The 15,940-nt window shown below is 64.8% G+C and carries 18 protein-coding genes, 1 pseudogene and 1 riboswitch; of the genes and pseudogenes, 10 read left to right on the top strand and 9 right to left on the bottom strand.

From position 1 onward, the window contains the following. Positions 1 to 95: 95 nt before the first annotated feature. Positions 96 to 299: a tautomerase family protein gene (locus BI327_RS29865; RefSeq protein WP_018269806.1), complete on the top strand. Its 204-nt coding sequence runs from the start codon at positions 96 to 98 to the stop codon at positions 297 to 299. A gap of 155 nt (positions 300 to 454) precedes the next feature. Beyond that, complete coding sequence (locus tag BI327_RS29860) at positions 455 to 865, top strand: thioesterase family protein (RefSeq protein ID WP_076864879.1); 411 nt, start codon at positions 455 to 457, stop codon at positions 863 to 865. Positions 866 to 1,041: 176 nt separating this feature from the next. Here BI327_RS29860 and proC read toward each other — a convergent pair whose 3' ends face one another. Both proC and BI327_RS29850 read right to left on the bottom strand, forming a co-directional pair. Beyond that, entirely contained in the window at positions 1,042 to 1,872 is an 831-nt protein-coding gene (proC, locus tag BI327_RS29855) for a pyrroline-5-carboxylate reductase (protein WP_076864878.1), read from the bottom strand. A 166-nt stretch (positions 1,873 to 2,038) separates the two neighbouring features. Then, positions 2,039 to 2,539 carry a type III secretion system chaperone family protein gene (locus tag BI327_RS29850; protein WP_076864877.1) on the bottom strand — a complete coding sequence of 167 codons (501 nt, stop codon included), beginning with the start codon at positions 2,537 to 2,539 and terminating at the stop codon, positions 2,039 to 2,041. 443 nt (positions 2,540 to 2,982) lie between these two features. Further along, positions 2,983 to 3,136, top strand: a riboswitch (FMN riboswitch). Between the two features lie 78 nt (positions 3,137 to 3,214). Here BI327_RS29850 and BI327_RS29845 point away from each other — a divergent pair. The 3 genes from BI327_RS29845 (at position 3,215) to BI327_RS29835 (ending at position 5,526) form a co-directional block, all read left to right on the top strand. After that, the gene (locus BI327_RS29845; protein ID WP_076864876.1) at positions 3,215 to 3,781 is read left to right on the top strand and encodes a 6,7-dimethyl-8-ribityllumazine synthase; all 567 of its coding nucleotides are present in this window, start codon (positions 3,215 to 3,217) and stop codon (positions 3,779 to 3,781) included. A 152-nt stretch (positions 3,782 to 3,933) separates the two neighbouring features. Further along, positions 3,934 to 4,620, top strand: coding sequence for a hypothetical protein (locus tag BI327_RS29840; RefSeq protein ID WP_076864875.1), 687 nt, complete (start codon positions 3,934 to 3,936; stop codon positions 4,618 to 4,620). Between the two features lie 99 nt (positions 4,621 to 4,719). Further along, positions 4,720 to 5,526, top strand: a complete 807-nt coding sequence (locus BI327_RS29835; protein WP_076864874.1) for an SDR family NAD(P)-dependent oxidoreductase — start codon at positions 4,720 to 4,722, stop codon at positions 5,524 to 5,526. A 154-nt stretch (positions 5,527 to 5,680) separates the two neighbouring features. Here BI327_RS29835 and BI327_RS29830 read toward each other — a convergent pair whose 3' ends face one another. The 7 genes from BI327_RS29830 to BI327_RS29800 form a co-directional block, all read right to left on the bottom strand. Continuing rightward, positions 5,681 to 6,634 (bottom strand): ribose-phosphate pyrophosphokinase, encoded by a 954-nt coding sequence (locus BI327_RS29830; RefSeq protein ID WP_076865453.1) that lies wholly within the window; start codon positions 6,632 to 6,634, stop codon positions 5,681 to 5,683. A 180-nt stretch (positions 6,635 to 6,814) separates the two neighbouring features. Next, a complete protein-coding gene (locus tag BI327_RS29825; RefSeq protein WP_076864873.1) occupies positions 6,815 to 7,435 on the bottom strand; it encodes a hypothetical protein in 621 nt (206 codons plus the stop codon). A gap of 118 nt (positions 7,436 to 7,553) precedes the next feature. Further along, positions 7,554 to 8,483: a MerR family transcriptional regulator gene (locus BI327_RS29820; protein WP_076864872.1), complete on the bottom strand. Its 930-nt coding sequence runs from the start codon at positions 8,481 to 8,483 to the stop codon at positions 7,554 to 7,556. 72 nt (positions 8,484 to 8,555) lie between these two features. Next, complete coding sequence (gene pgeF / locus BI327_RS29815; RefSeq protein ID WP_076864871.1) at positions 8,556 to 9,323, bottom strand: peptidoglycan editing factor PgeF; 768 nt, start codon at positions 9,321 to 9,323, stop codon at positions 8,556 to 8,558. Continuing rightward, positions 9,320 to 10,378, bottom strand: a complete 1,059-nt coding sequence (locus BI327_RS29810) for a class I SAM-dependent methyltransferase (protein WP_076865452.1) — start codon at positions 10,376 to 10,378, stop codon at positions 9,320 to 9,322. Before BI327_RS29810 ends, pgeF begins: the two co-directional genes overlap by 4 nt. Positions 10,379 to 10,462: 84 nt before the next feature. Next, on the bottom strand, positions 10,463 to 11,305 hold the full coding sequence (lgt, locus tag BI327_RS29805; RefSeq protein ID WP_076864870.1) for a prolipoprotein diacylglyceryl transferase: 843 nt from the start codon (positions 11,303 to 11,305) through the stop codon (positions 10,463 to 10,465). A gap of 17 nt (positions 11,306 to 11,322) precedes the next feature. Beyond that, complete coding sequence (locus tag BI327_RS29800) at positions 11,323 to 12,057, bottom strand: dienelactone hydrolase family protein (protein ID WP_076864869.1); 735 nt, start codon at positions 12,055 to 12,057, stop codon at positions 11,323 to 11,325. Positions 12,058 to 12,234: 177 nt separating this feature from the next. On the opposite strand from BI327_RS29800, the gene BI327_RS29795 reads away from it, so the two are divergent. The 5 genes and pseudogenes from BI327_RS29795 to BI327_RS43795 form a co-directional block, all read left to right on the top strand. Then, positions 12,235 to 12,498, top strand: a complete 264-nt coding sequence (locus BI327_RS29795; protein ID WP_076864868.1) for an accessory factor UbiK family protein — start codon at positions 12,235 to 12,237, stop codon at positions 12,496 to 12,498. A 302-nt stretch (positions 12,499 to 12,800) separates the two neighbouring features. Next, a complete protein-coding gene (locus BI327_RS29790) occupies positions 12,801 to 13,526 on the top strand; it encodes a 50S ribosomal protein L25/general stress protein Ctc (protein WP_076864867.1) in 726 nt (241 codons plus the stop codon). Positions 13,527 to 13,581: 55 nt separating this feature from the next. Further along, positions 13,582 to 14,187, top strand: a complete 606-nt coding sequence (gene pth / locus BI327_RS29785; RefSeq protein ID WP_076864866.1) for an aminoacyl-tRNA hydrolase — start codon at positions 13,582 to 13,584, stop codon at positions 14,185 to 14,187. A 129-nt stretch (positions 14,188 to 14,316) separates the two neighbouring features. Then, the gene (gene ychF, locus BI327_RS29780) at positions 14,317 to 15,414 is read left to right on the top strand and encodes a redox-regulated ATPase YchF (RefSeq protein ID WP_076864865.1); all 1,098 of its coding nucleotides are present in this window, start codon (positions 14,317 to 14,319) and stop codon (positions 15,412 to 15,414) included. Positions 15,415 to 15,595: 181 nt separating this feature from the next. Beyond that, positions 15,596 to 15,940, top strand: a pseudogene (locus tag BI327_RS43795) (transposase); the annotation flags it as partial.

Genomic DNA, 15,940 nt, shown 5'->3' with positions numbered 1-15,940 from the left:
GCTTGACCCGCGCAGCCATCTTCAAAAAGATGCAGCGCCCGCCAGACCGGCAAATGACCGGCTTGCGCGTCAACGACAACCAGGGAGACATTCCAATGCCTGAGATCACCGTGAGCATGGCCGCCGGCCGCACCGACGAGCAGAAGCTCGGCATGATGCGCGACATCACCCAGGCGCTGGTCAAGAATCTCGGCGTCGATGCCGATGCGGTCGTGATCCAGATCAACGAAGCGCCGCTGCATCACAAGATGAAGGGCGGCAAGTCCTTCGTCGAGCGCGCCGCTGCCGCGAAGAAGTAGCCCCTATCTCTCCACGCGTCGTCCCTGCGCAAGCAGGGACCCATAACCACTAATGCCGGTCATTGCGCTCGCTGGGGCTCCAGCCTTTGCAACGTCAAGCTTTGGTGGTTATGGGTCCCGGCTCAAGGCCGGGACGACAGTGTTTTCGAGGCCACATGGACGCACGCGACTTCATCAAGATCGGCATGAGCGCCGAGCGTATGCTGGTGGTGCCGCCGGAGCGCACGGTCGGGCATTTCGTGCCCGGCATGCCGATGGTCTATGCGACGCCGATGATGATCCTCGAAATGGAGATGGCGTCGGGCGATGCGATCCGCGCCGCGTTGCAGCCCGGCTGGGTCACGGTCGGGACCGAGGTCGACATCCGCCATCTCGCGGCCGCGCTCGTCGGGGCCACGGTGCGGACCACCGCAAAGGTGATCGCGGTGGAACGCCGCGTGATCCGCTTCCAGGTCGAGGCCTTTGAGGGCACGCGCAAGCTCGGCGAAGGCCGCCACGCGCGTGGGCTGATCAATGTCGAGAGTTTTAATAAGCGGCTGGCCGGGACGTCGGGCCAGGGGCAGTAGCTGAAGGTGTTCGTGCGGCCGGATCCACTTGCTCGAATGCCATCCTGAGGTGCTCGCGAAGCGAGCCTCGAAGGATGGGCCGCGGGCCGTGCACCCTTCGAGGCTCGCAAGGGCTCGCGCCTCCAGCGACATCGGCTACGCCGATGCGCGGGGGTGACGGTGAACGGGTGGGCGAACTACTTCGCCAATTCCTTCGAGCGCCTTGTCGCGGCGGCGATCGCGCGGGTCATCAGCGGCTGCATTCCGTCATCGGCCATCAACACCTCCAGCGCCGCGGCCGTGGTGCCGCCGGGCGAGGTGACATTCTGCCGCAGCGTTGCCGACGGCAGCTCCGAGCGATGCAGCAATTCGCCCGAGCCGGCGACGGTCGCGCGCGCCAGCGTGGTCGCGAGCTGCTCCGGCAGGCCGGCCGCGACGCCGGCGCGGGCCAGTTCCTCGGCGAGCAGGAAGACATAGGCCGGTCCGGAGCCGGAGACCGCGGTCACCGCGTCCATCAGGCTCTCGTCGTCGACCCATTCGACGAGCCCGGTTGCCTTCAGCAGCGCGTCGGTCATGGCGCGCTGCGCGGCAGTGACGCGCTTTGACGGCACCGCCACCGTGATGCCGCGGCCGATTGCCGCCGGCGTATTCGGCATCGCGCGCACCACCGCGCCGCCAACAACTTCCTCGAGCGCTGCGACGGTCGTGCCGGCCATGATCGAGACCACGAGAGTGGACGGGCCGACCAATGCCTTCAGCGCAGCGCCGGCGTCGCGGAACGATTGCGGCTTCACCGCGACGACCAGCGTGTCGACGGTGCCGAGATCCTTCGCCTGCGGATTGAGCCGTACGCCCTTCGCCGCGAGTGCGGAGATCTCCGGCGACAGATACGGATCGATCACCGCGACCTGCGTGGGGGCAAGACCCTGCGCGAGCCAGCCGGTCAGCATCGCGCCGCCCATCTTGCCCGCGCCCGCGAGCGCGATGGTGCCGGAAGTGTTCGTCAATGCGCTGCTGGATGTGCTCACAGGCGGCTCCGCAAACTCTGTGTCGTCCCGGCCTTGAGCCGGGACCCATAACCACAGGCGGTTCTAGTGAAGCGTGACGCCAGCCACAAGCAGTTTGCTCAACTACTGGGGCCGCAGAGTATGGGTCCCTGCTTTCGCAGGGACGACGCTGAGTATGCGGATGTGCTTACGCCTCGCCCTCGGTATCGAACATCGCAGCAGCCATCGCCTCGGCGGTCGACTTGCCGGCCCACACCACGAACTGGAATGCCGGGTAGTAGCGCTCGCAGGAGTGGATCGCGTTGACCACCATGCTCTCGCATTGCGCGGTGGAGGCGGTGAGGCCGCCGGGCAGCACCAGCGCCTGGCGATGCATCACCATGCCGGTGTGGGTCCACAGATCGAAATGGCCGACCCACAATTGCTCGTTGATCGCGGCGACCAGTCGCTGCACCTCGGCGCGCCGCGCTTGCGGCATCTTCATGTCGAAGGCGCAGGCGAGATGCAGCGCTTCGATCTCGCCCATCCAGGTGAAGGAGAGCTGATAGTCGATCCAGTCTCCCTTGGAGACGATCGTCACCTCGTCTTCGCCGGAACGCTCGAACGCCCAGTTGTTGTCGGTGGCGATATCTTCGACCACCGCAAGCGGGTTGTTCCGGGAATCGATAATGCTTTCGAGGAGGGACATGCCGTCTCGGACCTTGTTCTTATGATCGCTTGATACGCACACGGAAGCCGGCACTTGCGACATACTGCGTCGTGGCCGAGTGCAGTTCCCTGACCGGGCTTCCGGATGCCCCTGGACCTGACGCCGATGAAGTGATGTGATTTGCGGAATCCGCGCAACCGCACGCCGAGTCCGTCCACAGCCAAAGCGCGCATCGTCCACAGCTGATCTCCGCCACACTTGTGATTTTGCGAACAAATCGGAATCTTCGTGGTCGGTAAACGATTTGTTAACCATTTGCCGGCGCTTCGCCGCGTGCGTGAATCAGCCTTTTCGGCGCTCCAATCACTCTGCAAGAGCCGCGGCGTGCTCATGGGGACATGCCGTTTCCCCATGCCAAAGGCCTTGCCCGGCTGTCGCGGTTTGGTCATATTTCATCTCAGGCACGTCCATTCCGGGCGTGCCGATGTTCTCAGGGCGGGGTGAAAATCCCCACCGGCGGTAAGGGTGATGAGCCCAAGCCCGCGAGCGCCTTCTTCCGCGAAGCCGGGAGAAGGGTCAGCAGATTCGGTGTGATTCCGAAGCCGACGGTTACAGTCCGGATGAAAGAGAACGGTTGCGGCAGCCAACGCAATTTTCGCGTGGGCTCGTGTCGTTGTCCGTGTGCCCTGATTCTGGTCCTGAAAGAGGAAAGCCATGAATCAGATGTTGCAAGATGCCGAAGTCCAAATCTCCCAAGCAGAAAATGCTCCCGATACGCCGGCACATCCGCCGGCGCCGGAGCATCCGCACTTCGCCAAGCCGCAGCGCGTTGCCTTCGTGCAATCGTCCTGGCATCGCGACGTGGTGGAAGAGTGCCGCATCTCCTTCCTGAAGGAGATCGAGGCGCGTCACATTACCAATGTCGACGTGTTCGAGGTGCCGGGCTCGTTCGAGATCCCGCTGCATGCGCAGCTGTTGGCGAAGACGCGCCGCTACACCGCGATCGTCGCGGCCGGGCTCGTCGTCGATGGCGGCATCTACCGCCACGAATTCGTCGCCGACACCGTGATCAAGGCGCTGATGGATGTGCAATTGCGCACCGAGGTGCCGGTGTTCTCGGCGGTGTTGACGCCGCAGCAATTCCACGAGACGGAGGTGCATTACGACTTCTTCCGCAAGCACTTCGTGATCAAGGGAATCGAGGTCGCGGAAGCCTGCGCCAACACGTTGCTCAGCCTGGAACGTCTGCGCGGCCAGGTCGCGGCGGGAATTCCCGGATAGGCGACGGGCAAGGGGCTGCGGCTTATCGCGTCTGGCAGCGCCATGCCTCGGCACAAGGTCCTCCTCCCTCCGCGACCAAGGGGGGAGGGCTGCTCGTCAAGCGGGTGCTTTGATGCTTGCCTCGCGGTCAGGTGGAGAGCATAGCTTGATCCATGCCGTACCACAGCGATATGGATGCGTTGCTCTACTTGGCCGAGGAGGCCAAGAAGGAGCATTCGTGGCTTGAGTTCTCGCAGTTCTGCGGGTTGAGAGCCCGAGGTGTCCGGGCGGCTGCGATGGAGCAACTTGATCGATTTATTCGAACCACCGATTCTTGGTCGTTCGAAAGACAGCGGGCTTTCTCACAATGGGTTCTTTCCGGCAGTCGACGATTCAATGACGGCCGAGTCGTGCTGCCACATCCGATCCGCGAACGCCTAATCGTCCCGACGCTCCGCCGTTGGTGTGAGATATCACCCAAGGAGGCCGAGCCTCATCTTTGGCTAGGAGTCCTTCGAAGCGGCGCCGATCCCGCGCACCACTTGGAAGGGGCTCTCGAACTCGACCCGTCCTGTATATTGGCGCGCCAAACGTTGATCGAGTGGATACTCGGCGCTGTCGATTATAATCAGCACGAATTGCCATATGCCTACATCAATGATCCTGCCGATGACCTGCAAGCTCTGGCGCAGGCCTCAGAACTGATTTCAGGTAGCGAGACCGAAGCTTGGGGCGCCAGCGCGTTGCGCGAGATAGCCGAATTTCGCGCACGAGCGGATAGTTGGATGACTAGGCGAAGCGACGCTGGCAACGTTGTTCCGTTTGTCCGGCGCGCGGCCGACGATCCCTCCCTCAACTGAACGTGAAGGCGATCGACATCAGGGCAAGACGTCATTGGTCTTCCAGCGGATTCGGATAATGTGCGCAGTGTCAATTCACCGAATAAGAGTGATCAGACCATGACCGAACAACATTCCTCCGACTGGCTCGGCCTGTCGGGCCGCGTTGCCGTCGTGACCGGCGGAGGCGGCGGCATCGGCCGCGCCACTGTGGTCAGTTTCGCGCGCGCCGGCGCCAAAGTCGCCGCGCTCGATCGCGATGAGCGCGGGCTTGCGGAAACCAAGGCCCAGCTTCGCAAGTTCGGCGACGGCCATCTCGTCGCGACCTGCGATACGACCAGCGAGGACGACGTCGCGGCCGCCGCTGACGCCGTCATGCGCACGCTCGGTGCCTGCGACATCCTCGTCAACGCCGCGGCGGTGCTGCGCCCCGGCGGGCTCGACACGCTGCCGCTCGCCGAATGGAACGCGGTGCTCGCGATCAATCTCACCGGCTACTTCATCTGCGCGCAGGCGTTCGGCCGGCAGATGCGCCAAACTGGACGCGGCAGCCTCATTCACGTCGCCTCGATCGCCGCCAGCAACGCGCAGGGGCAGAGCGGCGCCTACAGCGTCAGCAAGGCCGCTGTCGTCATGCTCTCGCAGCAGCTCGCCGCCGAATGGGGACCGCACGGCATCCGCAGCAATGTGGTCAGCCCCGGCCTCGTCGTCACGCCGATGAGCCAGGCGTTCTACGATACGCCCGGGGTCACCGAGCGGCGCACCGCCGTGGTGCCGATGCGCCGGATCGGCGCGCCGCAGGACATGGCGGATGCGACCCTGTTCCTGGCGAGCGACAGGTCGTCTTACGTCAATGGTGAGGAGATCATCGTCGATGGCGGCTACGCACGGACGCTGATGAGCCACGTGCCGCGGCCGGGATTTTAAGGACGCCGCATCCACACACTCGGTGTCGTCCCGGCGAAAGCCGGGACCCATAGCCATAAGTGCGAATTGATTTGCAATGCTGGACCCACAGCCTTCGCAACAAGAACGGCCGGTGGTTATGGGTCCCTGCTTTCGCAGGGACGACAGCAGCGAGTTAATCGAACAGGCTCGAAACCGACTCTTCCGCCGCGGTGCGGCCGATCGCTTCGGCGATCAGGCCGGCGATCGAGATCTGGCGGATGTTCGGGGCCTTGTTGACGGCCTCGGTCGGCAGGATCGAGTCGGTGATGACCAGTTCCTTCAGCCGCGACGAGGCGATGCGTGCGGCGGCGCCGCCGGACAGCACGCCGTGGGTGATGTAGGCCGAGACTTCCTTGGCGCCGTGCGCGATCAGCGCCTCGGCCGCGTTCACCAGCGTGCCGCCGGAATCGACGATGTCGTCGACCAGGATGCAATTGTAGCCGGCGACGTCGCCGATCACGTTCATCACCTCGGACTCACCGGGGCGCTCGCGGCGCTTGTCGACGATCGCAAGCGGGGTGTTGATGCGCTTGGCGAGGCCGCGGGCACGTGCCACGCCGCCGACGTCGGGCGACACCACCATCACCTTGGCGAGGTCGAACTTCTCTCTGATATCGCGCACCATCAGGGGTGCCGCGAACAGATTGTCGGTCGGGATATCGAAGAAGCCCTGGATCTGGCCGGCATGCAGGTCGAGCGTCATCACGCGGTCGACGCCGGCATGGGCGATCAGGTTGGCGACGAGCTTGGCCGAGATCGGCGTGCGCGAGCCGGAGCGGCGGTCCTGCCTGGCATAGCCGAAATAGGGGATCACTGCCGTGATGCGGCGCGCCGAGGAGCGGCGCAGCGCGTCGGTGATGATCAACAGCTCCATCAAATTGTCGTTGGCCGGAAACGACGTCGACTGCAGGATGAACATGTCCGAACCGCGGACGTTCTCCTGGATCTCGACGAAGATCTCCATGTCGGCGAAACGCCTGACCACGGCCTTGGTCAGTTCGATGCCGAGGCCCTTGGCGATTTCCTGCGCCAGCGCAGGATTGGAGTTGCCGGCGACGAGCTTGATTGATCCGTTTTTTGCCGACATCGATGCTTCCCCCCGCGCCTTGCTGGATACGACGTTCAGCATCTCAAGTCCTTACAGAACCGGCGGGTTTTCGGTGCGCGAGGGAATATCAGGCAGGCGCATCCGCTGGCAACCCATTAGCTGCCCTTGCAGCGGTTTTCCTGGGCAAAAATCCCCCTTCTCCGGGAGATAACGGGGGTTTTATTCGGCGGAATAGCCGAGCGCCACGGTCTCGGACGCTGTGGGGGCCGGGGCGCTCGCCACCGTCGGCCCGCGGAGGTCGGGGGCGAGCGCGGGAGCCGGGCCATCGGCCGGGCCGCCATTGATCATGCTCGACAGGCCGCTGAGGCCGGCCTGGGCGATCTTGCGCAGCACCAGATCGTCGGCGGCGGCCCAGGCATCGCGGCCGGCCTTGCCGGCGGGCTCCTCGCCGGAGAGGCGGAGCGCGCGTTGCTGGTTGCTGTCGTAGACGTCCCACACCCACGCGATCATGGTGCGGCCGCGCACCACCTGCGCCGACAGATAGCTGCGCACGCGATACGCCGCGGTGCCCTCGCGCGACACGATCGACAGGCTGCGCAGCTTGGATTCGCTGTCGAGCACGCCGACCATGCGGTCGAACACCTGGGGCGGCGGGCCGTCGATCGATTCGAACGCGACGGTCGCGCCGCTCGCTGCCGGCGTGGCCATGGCATAGGAGTCGGCGACATTGCCGCCGGCCGCGCAGCCGCCGAGCGCGCAGGCGATCGCGAGCCAGGTGGCTCCGATCGCGGCACGCACGGCTGTCCCAGTTTGAAACTGGTGGTTCGACGCTTCCCTCATTGCGTCCTGCGATATCGTTAAAACGGCTTAACGTCTAGGGCAGGACGGCCACAGCCCTTAACCGATCCGGACGGCGGCGCCCCGGTGAGGACCGAATTCCTTGCTCGATGTTTCCGGCTCAGCCAGCCAGATGATGCCGCATGGCTTCGGTGATCCAGGCCCATTCACGGTTCGGGCTCGCGTCCGGCTTCTGTCCGCGCATGATGGCGACCAGTTCCCAATAACGGGCGGCACGCGCGTCGTGCAGCGCATATTTGCCGCGGATCCAGTCGCGGAATTCCAGGTCGGGCTCACGCTTCAGCAGCCGCGCCGACGTCTCCAGCCAGTCGCGCGCCAGCGCCTGGCCGGCCTCCGACGCCGGGTCGAGATCGCGCGCGATGATCTCTTTCGCCCTGGCCAGCACGGCTTCGTTGGCCTCCTGCCAGGCGGCGAGATCTAGCACGTGATGATTCCAGACGTCCTCCGCGTTGGCGCGGATGTTGGCGACGAGGGTGGGATCCCCCAGCATCTCCGATAACTCGATCCAGGCATCGCATTGCTCGGGTGTCGGCTCGTCCGGCAATTCGGGAACGCTGGTCTCGATCATCTGCCGGATCCACTGCCGGTCGATGTTGATGCCGTCGGACACCTTCTCGTAAAAGCGTTCAACGACGTTGCGGCGCTCGGTGCGGGACAGCTGCGTCATGGTCAGGAATCTCCTCAGATCTGCTTCGGTGAGTTGCGGTGAGCGCAACGCAGCCCGCAGGGCCGAGGCGACGCGGCGTTGCGCCGCGATCTCCGCTTCCAGCGTCTCGAGGCGCAGCTTCAGCGCCTCGACCAGCGAGAGTTCCTTGGTCAGGACCTCACGGATGGCGTCGAGACCGAGCCCCGCTTCGCGCAGGCAACGGATCAGGTCGAGGCGAACCAGCTCGTCGTCGGTGAAGACGCGATAGCCGCTCGCGGTGCGGCCGGCCGGCAGCAACCCCTGGTCCGAATAGAAGCGGAGCTTGCGGACACTGATGCCGCTGAGCCGCGCCGCCTCGCCGATGCTGTAGGTGCGTTGTGTCATGCGCCGCTTGTCCGGTCTCCAGCAGGTGGAGAGTCAAGGCGCTTGTCGCACAAAAATCGAGAGGAGGTGGCGTCAGGTTTCCAGCACGATGGCGTGGACATGCCGGCCGTAATCGGCCTCCTTGCGGTGCACGGAGCGGCGGTAGCTGTAACAGCGCTCGTCGGAATAGGTGTCGATGCCGAGATCGTCGATCATCAGCACGCCGGCATTCTCCAGCCGCATGCGGATGAAGCCGGCGAGATCGAACATCGCATGTCCGTCGCGTTCGGCGGGCATGAAGAACATGCCGTTCTCGGCATCGGCCTCGATGAAGCGTTCGACGAATTCGTTTCCGACCTCGTAGGACTCCGTGCGGATCAGCGGGCCGATGGCGGCGACGATGCCGCCGCGCTCGGCGCCGAGCTTCTCCATCGCATCGATGGTCGATTCCAGCACGCCGGTCAGCGCGCCCTTCCAGCCGGCATGCGCCGCGCCGATCACCCGTGCGTTGGGATCGACCAACAGGATCGGACCGCAGTCGGCGGTGGTGACCGAGATGGCCAGGCCCTCGGTGCGCGTGACCAGCGCATCCGCCTTCGGGCGCGCGGCGCCGTTCCACGGGCCGGTCACGGCCGCGACGTCGGGCGAGTGGACCTGATGCACACTGATCAGATGGTCGGGCGCGACGCCGAGCTGCTCGGCCATCCGCCGCCGGTTCTCCAGGACCCTGGCCGGATCGTCGCGCGAGCCGAGCCCGCCATTGAGGCCGGCATAGATGCCTTCGGAGACGCCGCCCTCGCGAGAGAAGAAGGCATGGCGCAGGCCCGGAATAGCCGACAGCAGCGGTGATCCCAATGTCATTGTTCGGTCTCGTCAGGCTGATCGCTGAGGCCGGCGATCGAGGTGAGGTGCGGGTTGGAGATCGCCATGACCTTGAACATCGAGCCCATTCCGCCGCGTCCGGAATCGGTCAGGCGCTTCAGGGCGGCGGCAACATCGGCGGAGACCTCGGGGCTGGCTTTCGCCATCAGCCCGGCGGCCCGCGCCTCGACGCCGAGACGCTTGAGGAAGTCGCCCTGTGTCGCCGGCCCGTGGACCCGCGCGCCGACATCCTCGGCGGCCCGCGCCAGCGCCTGGAAATCGACATGCGCGGTGATGTCGGCCTGGCCCGGGTTCTTCAGCGGGTCGGCGAAGCTGTGGCGCGCGATCGCCTGGAAGGTATCGCCGGCGTCGCTGCGCAGATGGCCGTAATCGATGATCAGCGCGGCGCCGTCCTGGTCGCGCAGGCGCGTTGCGAGCTTCATGATCTCGTTGTCGGGCCGCCACTCGAATACCGCGCCGAGCGGGGCGGCACGCACCAGCGGCGGCAGCAGCACCTCGAAGTGCGGGGTCGGCTCGGGCGCGGGCGCGAAATACAAATTGCCGTTGGCATCCATCCCGACCATGCGCTCGTGCCAGCCGGTCTCGCGGCGGACCATTTGATGGATCGGCAGCACGTCGAAATATTCGTTGGCGAGGATCACAGCCGGCCCCTCGGGCACGTCGTCGATGCTGTCGTGCCAGGTGACGTTGCGCACGCCCGTGAGCGTGGCGCGCTGCTTCTCGCGCAGCACCGGATTGACCTCGACGAGGTGGATGCTGAGCGACTGGTAGAGCGGCGGCAGCACGCGCAGCGCACGCAGCGCGTCGGCCATCATGGTGCCGCGACCGGGCCCGAGCTCGATCAGGCGCAGCGTGTCCGGCGAGCCGATCGCGCGCCAGATCGAGGCGCTCCACAGCCCAAGCAGTTCGCCGAACATCTGGCTGACCTCGGGCGCCGTGGTGAAATCGCCCTCGCGGCCGAGCGGATCGCGCGACAGATAGTAGCCATACTGCGGATGCACCAGGCACAATTCCATATAGCGCCAGACCGGCATCGGCCCGGACAGCTTGATCAGCTTCCTGATCTCATCCAGCAGCGGGGAGGGTTCGCTCACGGCCTTCCTTGGATTGCACTTGCTTTAGGTTGAAGTCGGCGCCGTGCCGTTCGCCTTGCGGCGAACGGCAGCCGTGATGATGATAGCGCCCACGATGATCATTGGCACCGACAGCAGCATCCCCATGGTTAATCCGCCCCACAGGAATCCGAGCTGCGGGTCGGGCTCCCTGAAATGCTCGCCGATGATTCGAGCGATGCCGTAGATCGCAATGAAGCTGCCGAGGATCAGGCCGGGCCGCTTCAGTGCGCCCATCCGGATCATGATCGCCAGCGCCGTAAACAGCACGATGCCCTCGAGCCCGGCCTCGTAGAGCTGGCTCGGATGCCGCGGCAGCGGTCCGCCATTGGGGAAGATCATGGCCCAGGGCAGGCTCGGATCGGCGTGGCGGCCCCATAATTCGCTGTTGATGAAATTGGCGAGCCGGCCGAGGAACAACCCGATCGGCGCGACCGCGGTGGTGATGTCGCCGAGCGACAGGATCGGGATGTTGTTGCGGCGGGCAAACAGCATCACCGCGGCGACGCAGCCGAGGAAGCCGCCGTGGAACGACATGCCGCCCTTCCACAATTCGAGGATCTCGGACGGATGCGCCATGAAGAACGGCAGATTGTAGAACAGCACATAGCCGGTGCGGCCGCCGACGATGATGCCGATCGTCACCCAGAGGATGAAATCATCGAGCTGCGGCAGCGTGATCGGCACCTCGCCGCGCCACAGCCGTTCCTTCTTGATCAGCGAGCGGGCGTAGATCCAGCCCAGCACGATGCCGACGATGTAAGCCAGCGCGTACCAGCGGATTACGATCGGCCCGAGCGCGAGCGCGACGGGGTTGAATACCGGAAAGTCGATCAGCAGGAACGGCATCGTGCGTCTTTAGGACTTCAGCTCACGAGGTTGCGGCGGTAGAGCGCCAGCAGCCGCTCCCAGTGGCGTTCGGCGGCGTCGCGGTCATAGACCGGGCGCTTCGGGAACGCAAAGCCGTGATGCGTGCCGGGATAGATCTCGACCTCGTTGTTCGATCCCTTCATGCCGGCCTTCACCTTCTCGATGATCTCCTGTGGTGCGTAGATATCGGTCTCGGCGCAGGCGAAATAGAGTTCGGCCTTGGTCTTTTGCGCGGCAAGGTGCGGGCTGTCCGCCTGGTCGGTCGCCAGATGGGTGCCGTAGACCGAGGCGGCGGCCTTCACGCGATCGGGAAAATGCGTCGCGGCGTTCACCGCATAGCGGCCGCTCATGCAGTAGCCGACGGTGCCGATGATGTTCGTGTTGGCCGCCTTCTGCGTTTCGGCATAGGCGAGCAGGCCCTTGGTGTCTTCCATGACCAGCGGAATGTTGAGCGAGTGCATCAGCTCGAACATGCGCTTGCGCTCGGGCGATTCCGGATCGGGATTGATCGGGCCGAGCTCCATCACGCCGGCGCGGTAATACATGTTGGGCAGCATCACGTAATAGCCGGACGTGCCGAGCCGGCGCGCCATGTCGCGCAGCTCCTCGCGGATCGCCGGGGCGTCCATGTAGAAGATGACGACCGGGAAGGGGCCGCCGCGCTCGGGATGGGTGATGAAGGTGGTGGTCTTGCCGTCCTTGGTCGGGATCTCGACGGTCTGTTCGATCATGGCGTTTCTGCTCGCGTTATGTGTGCGATTTCTGTTGTGAGTTCATACGATTGCAAGGAAACCGGAGCATGACAAGGCAAGCCACCGGGAGGCCTGCCATTCGCGGCGGACTTGAACCCGATGGCGGGGATCGCCATTGTCTTATCGCGATTCAGTGCATGCGGAGAGTTTTGCGAGATGACCCAGACCAGCAACCGGTTTTTCGATGAGATCGGCCGTCTGATGAACGACGCCGCGGGCGCCGCCCAGGGCGTCAAGCGCGAGGTCGACACGGTCATGCGCAACCAGGCCGAACGGATCCTGCGCGACCTCGACGTGGTCAAGCGCGAGGAATTCGACGCGGTCAAGGACATGGCCCGCCTAGCCCGCGAGGAGAACGAGGCGCTGAAGGCCCGGATCGCCGCGCTGGAGGCCAAGCTCGGCATCGGCGGAGTTGGCTGAGCCTGGTCCCCTTGTCATGGCCGGGCTTGACCCGGCCATCCATCCGCTTTGCAAAAAGCCCTTTTTTGATGGATGCCCGGGTCATAGGCGAGCGGAAGCGACGCCGTCCTTCGGACGGCTATGCCCGGGCATGACGAGTTTGAGAACGTCGCAGAAAAATCCCTTCATTTCCTTGTCATTTCGGCCCTTTGGGGCTAAAAGCCCGCCACGTCCGCGGCCCCCGCACCCCTGGAGGCTTGCTGTGGACCTGAGCATGGGCCGCGTTGCGGCCTTTAACTTTTTAAATACAAGGACTTAACGCTATGGCGACCGTCAAGGAATTGAAGGCGACCGCGCGTCCGCAGAGCGGCAAGGGGGCCGCCCGGGCAGAGCGTCGCGCCGGGAGAGTTCCCGGAGTGATCTACGGAGACAACCAGCCCCCCGTCACCATCTCGGTCGACGATCGTGACCTGCGCCAGCGCATCCTGGCCGGCCGGTTCCTCACCACGCTGTTCGATATCGAACTCGAGGGCAAGAAGCACCGCGTGATTCCGCGCGACTACCACCTCGATCCGGTGAAGGACTTCCCGCTCCATGTCGACTTCATGCGGCTCGGCGAAGGCGCCACCATCCGCGTCAGCGTGCCGCTGCACATCGTGAACGGCGAAACCTCGCCTGGCGTCAAGCGCGGCGGCACCGTGAACATCGTCACCCACACGCTCGAGCTCGAGTGCGCGGTCGACAACATTCCGCAATACATTGAGGCCGACGTCGGCAGCCTCGAGATCAGCTATTCGCTGCATCTCTCCGATGTGAAGCTGCCCAAGGGCGTGAAGTCGCTGACCCGCGAGGACGCGACGCTCGTCACCATCGTGCCGCCGTCCGGCTACGCCGAAGAGCAGAAGGCCGCGGCTGCGGCGGCTGCCGGTGGCGCTGCTCCGGCTGCGGGTGCTGCAGCTCCGGCCGCTGCGGCGGCTCCGGCTGCGGGTGCTGCGGCTCCGGCCGCGGGTGCCAAGGCTCCCGCCGGCGGTGGCGACAAGAAGAAGTAATCGATCAGGTCGGCGCGCGATCCTCTGATGGCGCGCCGACGCGGGATGCCGTGCCATGCGCCTTTTTGTTGGTCTCGGTAATCCCGGTGCGAAATACGCCAGCAACCGGCACAATATCGGTTTCCTGGCGGTCGATGAGATTGCACGGCGTCATGGTTTCGCACCATGGCGCCGTCGCTTTCAGGGCGAGACCTCCGAAGGCGTCGTCGATCGTGAGAAGGTCGTGCTGCTGAAGCCGACCACCTACATGAACGAGTCCGGGCGCGCGGTGCAGGAAGCGGCGAACTTCTTCAAGCTCGCGCCCGCCGACATCACCGTGTTCCAGGACGAGCTCGAACTGCCGCCGGCCAAGGTGCGGGTCAAGATCGGCGGCGGGATCGCCGGCCATAACGGGCTGCGCTCGATCTCCGCACATATCGGCAACGAATATCGGCGGGTGCGGCTCGGGATCGGTCATCCCGGCGTCAAGGAGCTCGTGCACAGCCACGTGCTGTCGGACTTCGCCAAAAGCGACCGGGCGTGGGTGGAGGCCTTGTGCCAGGCCGTCGCCGACAATGCCGGCCTGCTGGCAGCGGGGCACGACGCGTCGTTCGCCAACAAGGTGCATCTGACGATGCAGGCCAAGGGATTTTTCGACACCAAAGACGAGGGGCCGAAGTAGACCCTCGTCATCGCCGGGCTCGACCCGGCGATCCATCTTTCAAGTGGGATGGATACGCGGGTCAAGCCCGCGTATGACGACCTCACTCAGTTCAGCCGCGCAGCGTGTGCGCGAGAGATCGGGACGAACATGGGATTCAAATGCGGGATCGTCGGGCTGCCTAATGTCGGCAAGTCGACGTTGTTCAATGCGCTGACCGAGACGGCGGCCGCCCAGGCGGCGAACTATCCGTTCTGCACCATCGAGCCGAATGTCGGCGAGGTGGCGGTGCCCGATCCGCGGCTGGACAAGCTGTCGGCGATCGCGAAGTCGGCGCAGATCATCCCGACCCGGCTGACCTTCGTCGACATCGCGGGCCTGGTCCGCGGCGCCTCGCAGGGCGAGGGCCTCGGCAACCAGTTCCTCGCCAACATCCGCGAGGTCGACGCCATCGCCCATGTGGTGCGCTGCTTCGAGGATTCCGACATCACCCATGTCGAAGGCAAGATCGCGCCGCTCGCCGACATCGAGACCATCGAGACCGAGCTGATGCTGTCCGACCTCGACAGCCTCGAGAAGCGCGTCGACAATCTCTCGAAGAAGGCCAAGGGCAACGACAAGGAAGCCAAGGAGCAGCTCGAGCTCGTCAACCGCGCGCTGGTGCTGCTGCGGGATGGCAAGCCGGTGCGTGGGATGGAGCGCAAGCCGGAGGAGGAGCGTGCGTTCCGCATGCTCGGGCTCTTGACCTCGAAGCCCGTGCTCTATGTCTGCAACGTCGAGGAAGGCTCGGCCAAGGACGGCAACGATTTCTCCAAGGCGGTGTTCCAGCGTGCGAAGGAGGAGGGCGCGGTCGCGGTCGTGATCTCGGCCAAGATCGAATCCGAGATCGCGACGCTGTCGCGCGAGGAGCGTGTCGACTTCCTGGAGACGCTCGGTCTCGAAGAGGCCGGGCTCGATCGGCTGATCCGTGCCGGCTACCAGCTGCTCGATCTCATCACCTATTTCACCGTCGGCCCCAAGGAAGCCCGCGCCTGGACCATCGACCGCGGCACCAAGGCGCCGGCAGCCGCCGGCGTGATCCATACCGATTTCGAGAAGGGTTTCATCCGCGCCGAGACCATCGCGTATGATGACTACATTGCCGGCAACGGCGAAGCCGGCGCGCGCGATGCCGGCAAGCTGCGGCTTGAAGGCAAGGACTACGTCGTCGCCGACGGCGACGTCATGCATTTCAGGTTCAATACCTGACCAGGTTCTAGCTTCGGTTTCTCGACTTGTCGTCCCGGCCAAGCGAAGCGCGAGCCGGGACCCATAACCACAGGGCGCAGTTGTTGCTTGTGGCCCCAGCTCGTTCCATCCCGACGTCTTGTGGTTATGGGTCCCCTGAGTTCACAAACGAAGTGCAACATTTCCGACAGGAGGTGTTGCCATGGGGCGGACTTACACGCAGCTCTCCCTGGAGGAGCGATGCGAGATTTGCCCGGCTTTCGGCCAGTGGCAGCTCGATCCGGCAAATCGCGGCAGCTCTGGATCGCCCGCCATCAACGATCTCTCGGGAGCTGAACCGTAATTCCGGCGCTCAGGTCGGCTACAAGCCGAGCTATGCCCAGCAACAGATGCGAGCGCGGCGCTGGACGGGCTCTCGCCTCGAACGGGAGCCCGGCCTGCGCCGTGCGGTGTTGGAACGTCTTGGCCGCGGCTGGTCGCCCGAGCAGGTCGCCGGCCGGCTGGCTCGCGAGCACGGCCGCAGGGTGATCTCCTATGAGAGCATCTA

This window comes from Bradyrhizobium mercantei (assembly GCF_001982635.1).
GTDB classification, from domain to species: Bacteria; Pseudomonadota; Alphaproteobacteria; order Rhizobiales; family Xanthobacteraceae; genus Bradyrhizobium; species Bradyrhizobium mercantei.
The sequence above is the reverse complement of the archived record's forward strand: the minus strand, read 5'-3'. Positions and strand labels throughout refer to the sequence as shown.

Bases quoted from the DNA above. Each gene is read 5' to 3' on its own strand.
- BI327_RS29865 (WP_018269806.1), top strand. From the start codon at position 96: ATGCCTGAGATCACCGTGAGCATGGCCGCCGGCCGCACCGACGAGCAG.
- BI327_RS29820 (WP_076864872.1), bottom strand. From the start codon at position 8,483: ATGACACAACGCACCTACAGCATCGGCGAGGCGGCGCGGCTCAGCGGC.
- ychF (WP_076864865.1), top strand. From the start codon at position 14,317: ATGGGATTCAAATGCGGGATCGTCGGGCTGCCTAATGTCGGCAAGTCG.
- BI327_RS29790 (WP_076864867.1), top strand. From the start codon at position 12,801: ATGGCGACCGTCAAGGAATTGAAGGCGACCGCGCGTCCGCAGAGCGGC.
- pgeF (WP_076864871.1), bottom strand. From the start codon at position 9,323: ATGACATTGGGATCACCGCTGCTGTCGGCTATTCCGGGCCTGCGCCAT.
- lgt (WP_076864870.1), bottom strand. From the start codon at position 11,305: ATGCCGTTCCTGCTGATCGACTTTCCGGTATTCAACCCCGTCGCGCTC.
- BI327_RS29850 (WP_076864877.1), bottom strand. From the start codon at position 2,539: ATGTCCCTCCTCGAAAGCATTATCGATTCCCGGAACAACCCGCTTGCG.
- BI327_RS29825 (WP_076864873.1), bottom strand. From the start codon at position 7,435: ATGAGGGAAGCGTCGAACCACCAGTTTCAAACTGGGACAGCCGTGCGT.
- BI327_RS29795 (WP_076864868.1), top strand. From the start codon at position 12,235: ATGACCCAGACCAGCAACCGGTTTTTCGATGAGATCGGCCGTCTGATG.
- BI327_RS29830 (WP_076865453.1), bottom strand. From the start codon at position 6,634: ATGTCGGCAAAAAACGGATCAATCAAGCTCGTCGCCGGCAACTCCAAT.
- BI327_RS29840 (WP_076864875.1), top strand. From the start codon at position 3,934: ATGCCGTACCACAGCGATATGGATGCGTTGCTCTACTTGGCCGAGGAG.
- BI327_RS29810 (WP_076865452.1), bottom strand. From the start codon at position 10,378: ATGCCGGTCTGGCGCTATATGGAATTGTGCCTGGTGCATCCGCAGTAT.
- BI327_RS29860 (WP_076864879.1), top strand. From the start codon at position 455: ATGGACGCACGCGACTTCATCAAGATCGGCATGAGCGCCGAGCGTATG.
- BI327_RS29800 (WP_076864869.1), bottom strand. From the start codon at position 12,057: ATGATCGAACAGACCGTCGAGATCCCGACCAAGGACGGCAAGACCACC.
- BI327_RS29845 (WP_076864876.1), top strand. From the start codon at position 3,215: ATGAATCAGATGTTGCAAGATGCCGAAGTCCAAATCTCCCAAGCAGAA.
- BI327_RS29835 (WP_076864874.1), top strand. From the start codon at position 4,720: ATGACCGAACAACATTCCTCCGACTGGCTCGGCCTGTCGGGCCGCGTT.
- pth (WP_076864866.1), top strand. From the start codon at position 13,582: ATGCGCCTTTTTGTTGGTCTCGGTAATCCCGGTGCGAAATACGCCAGC.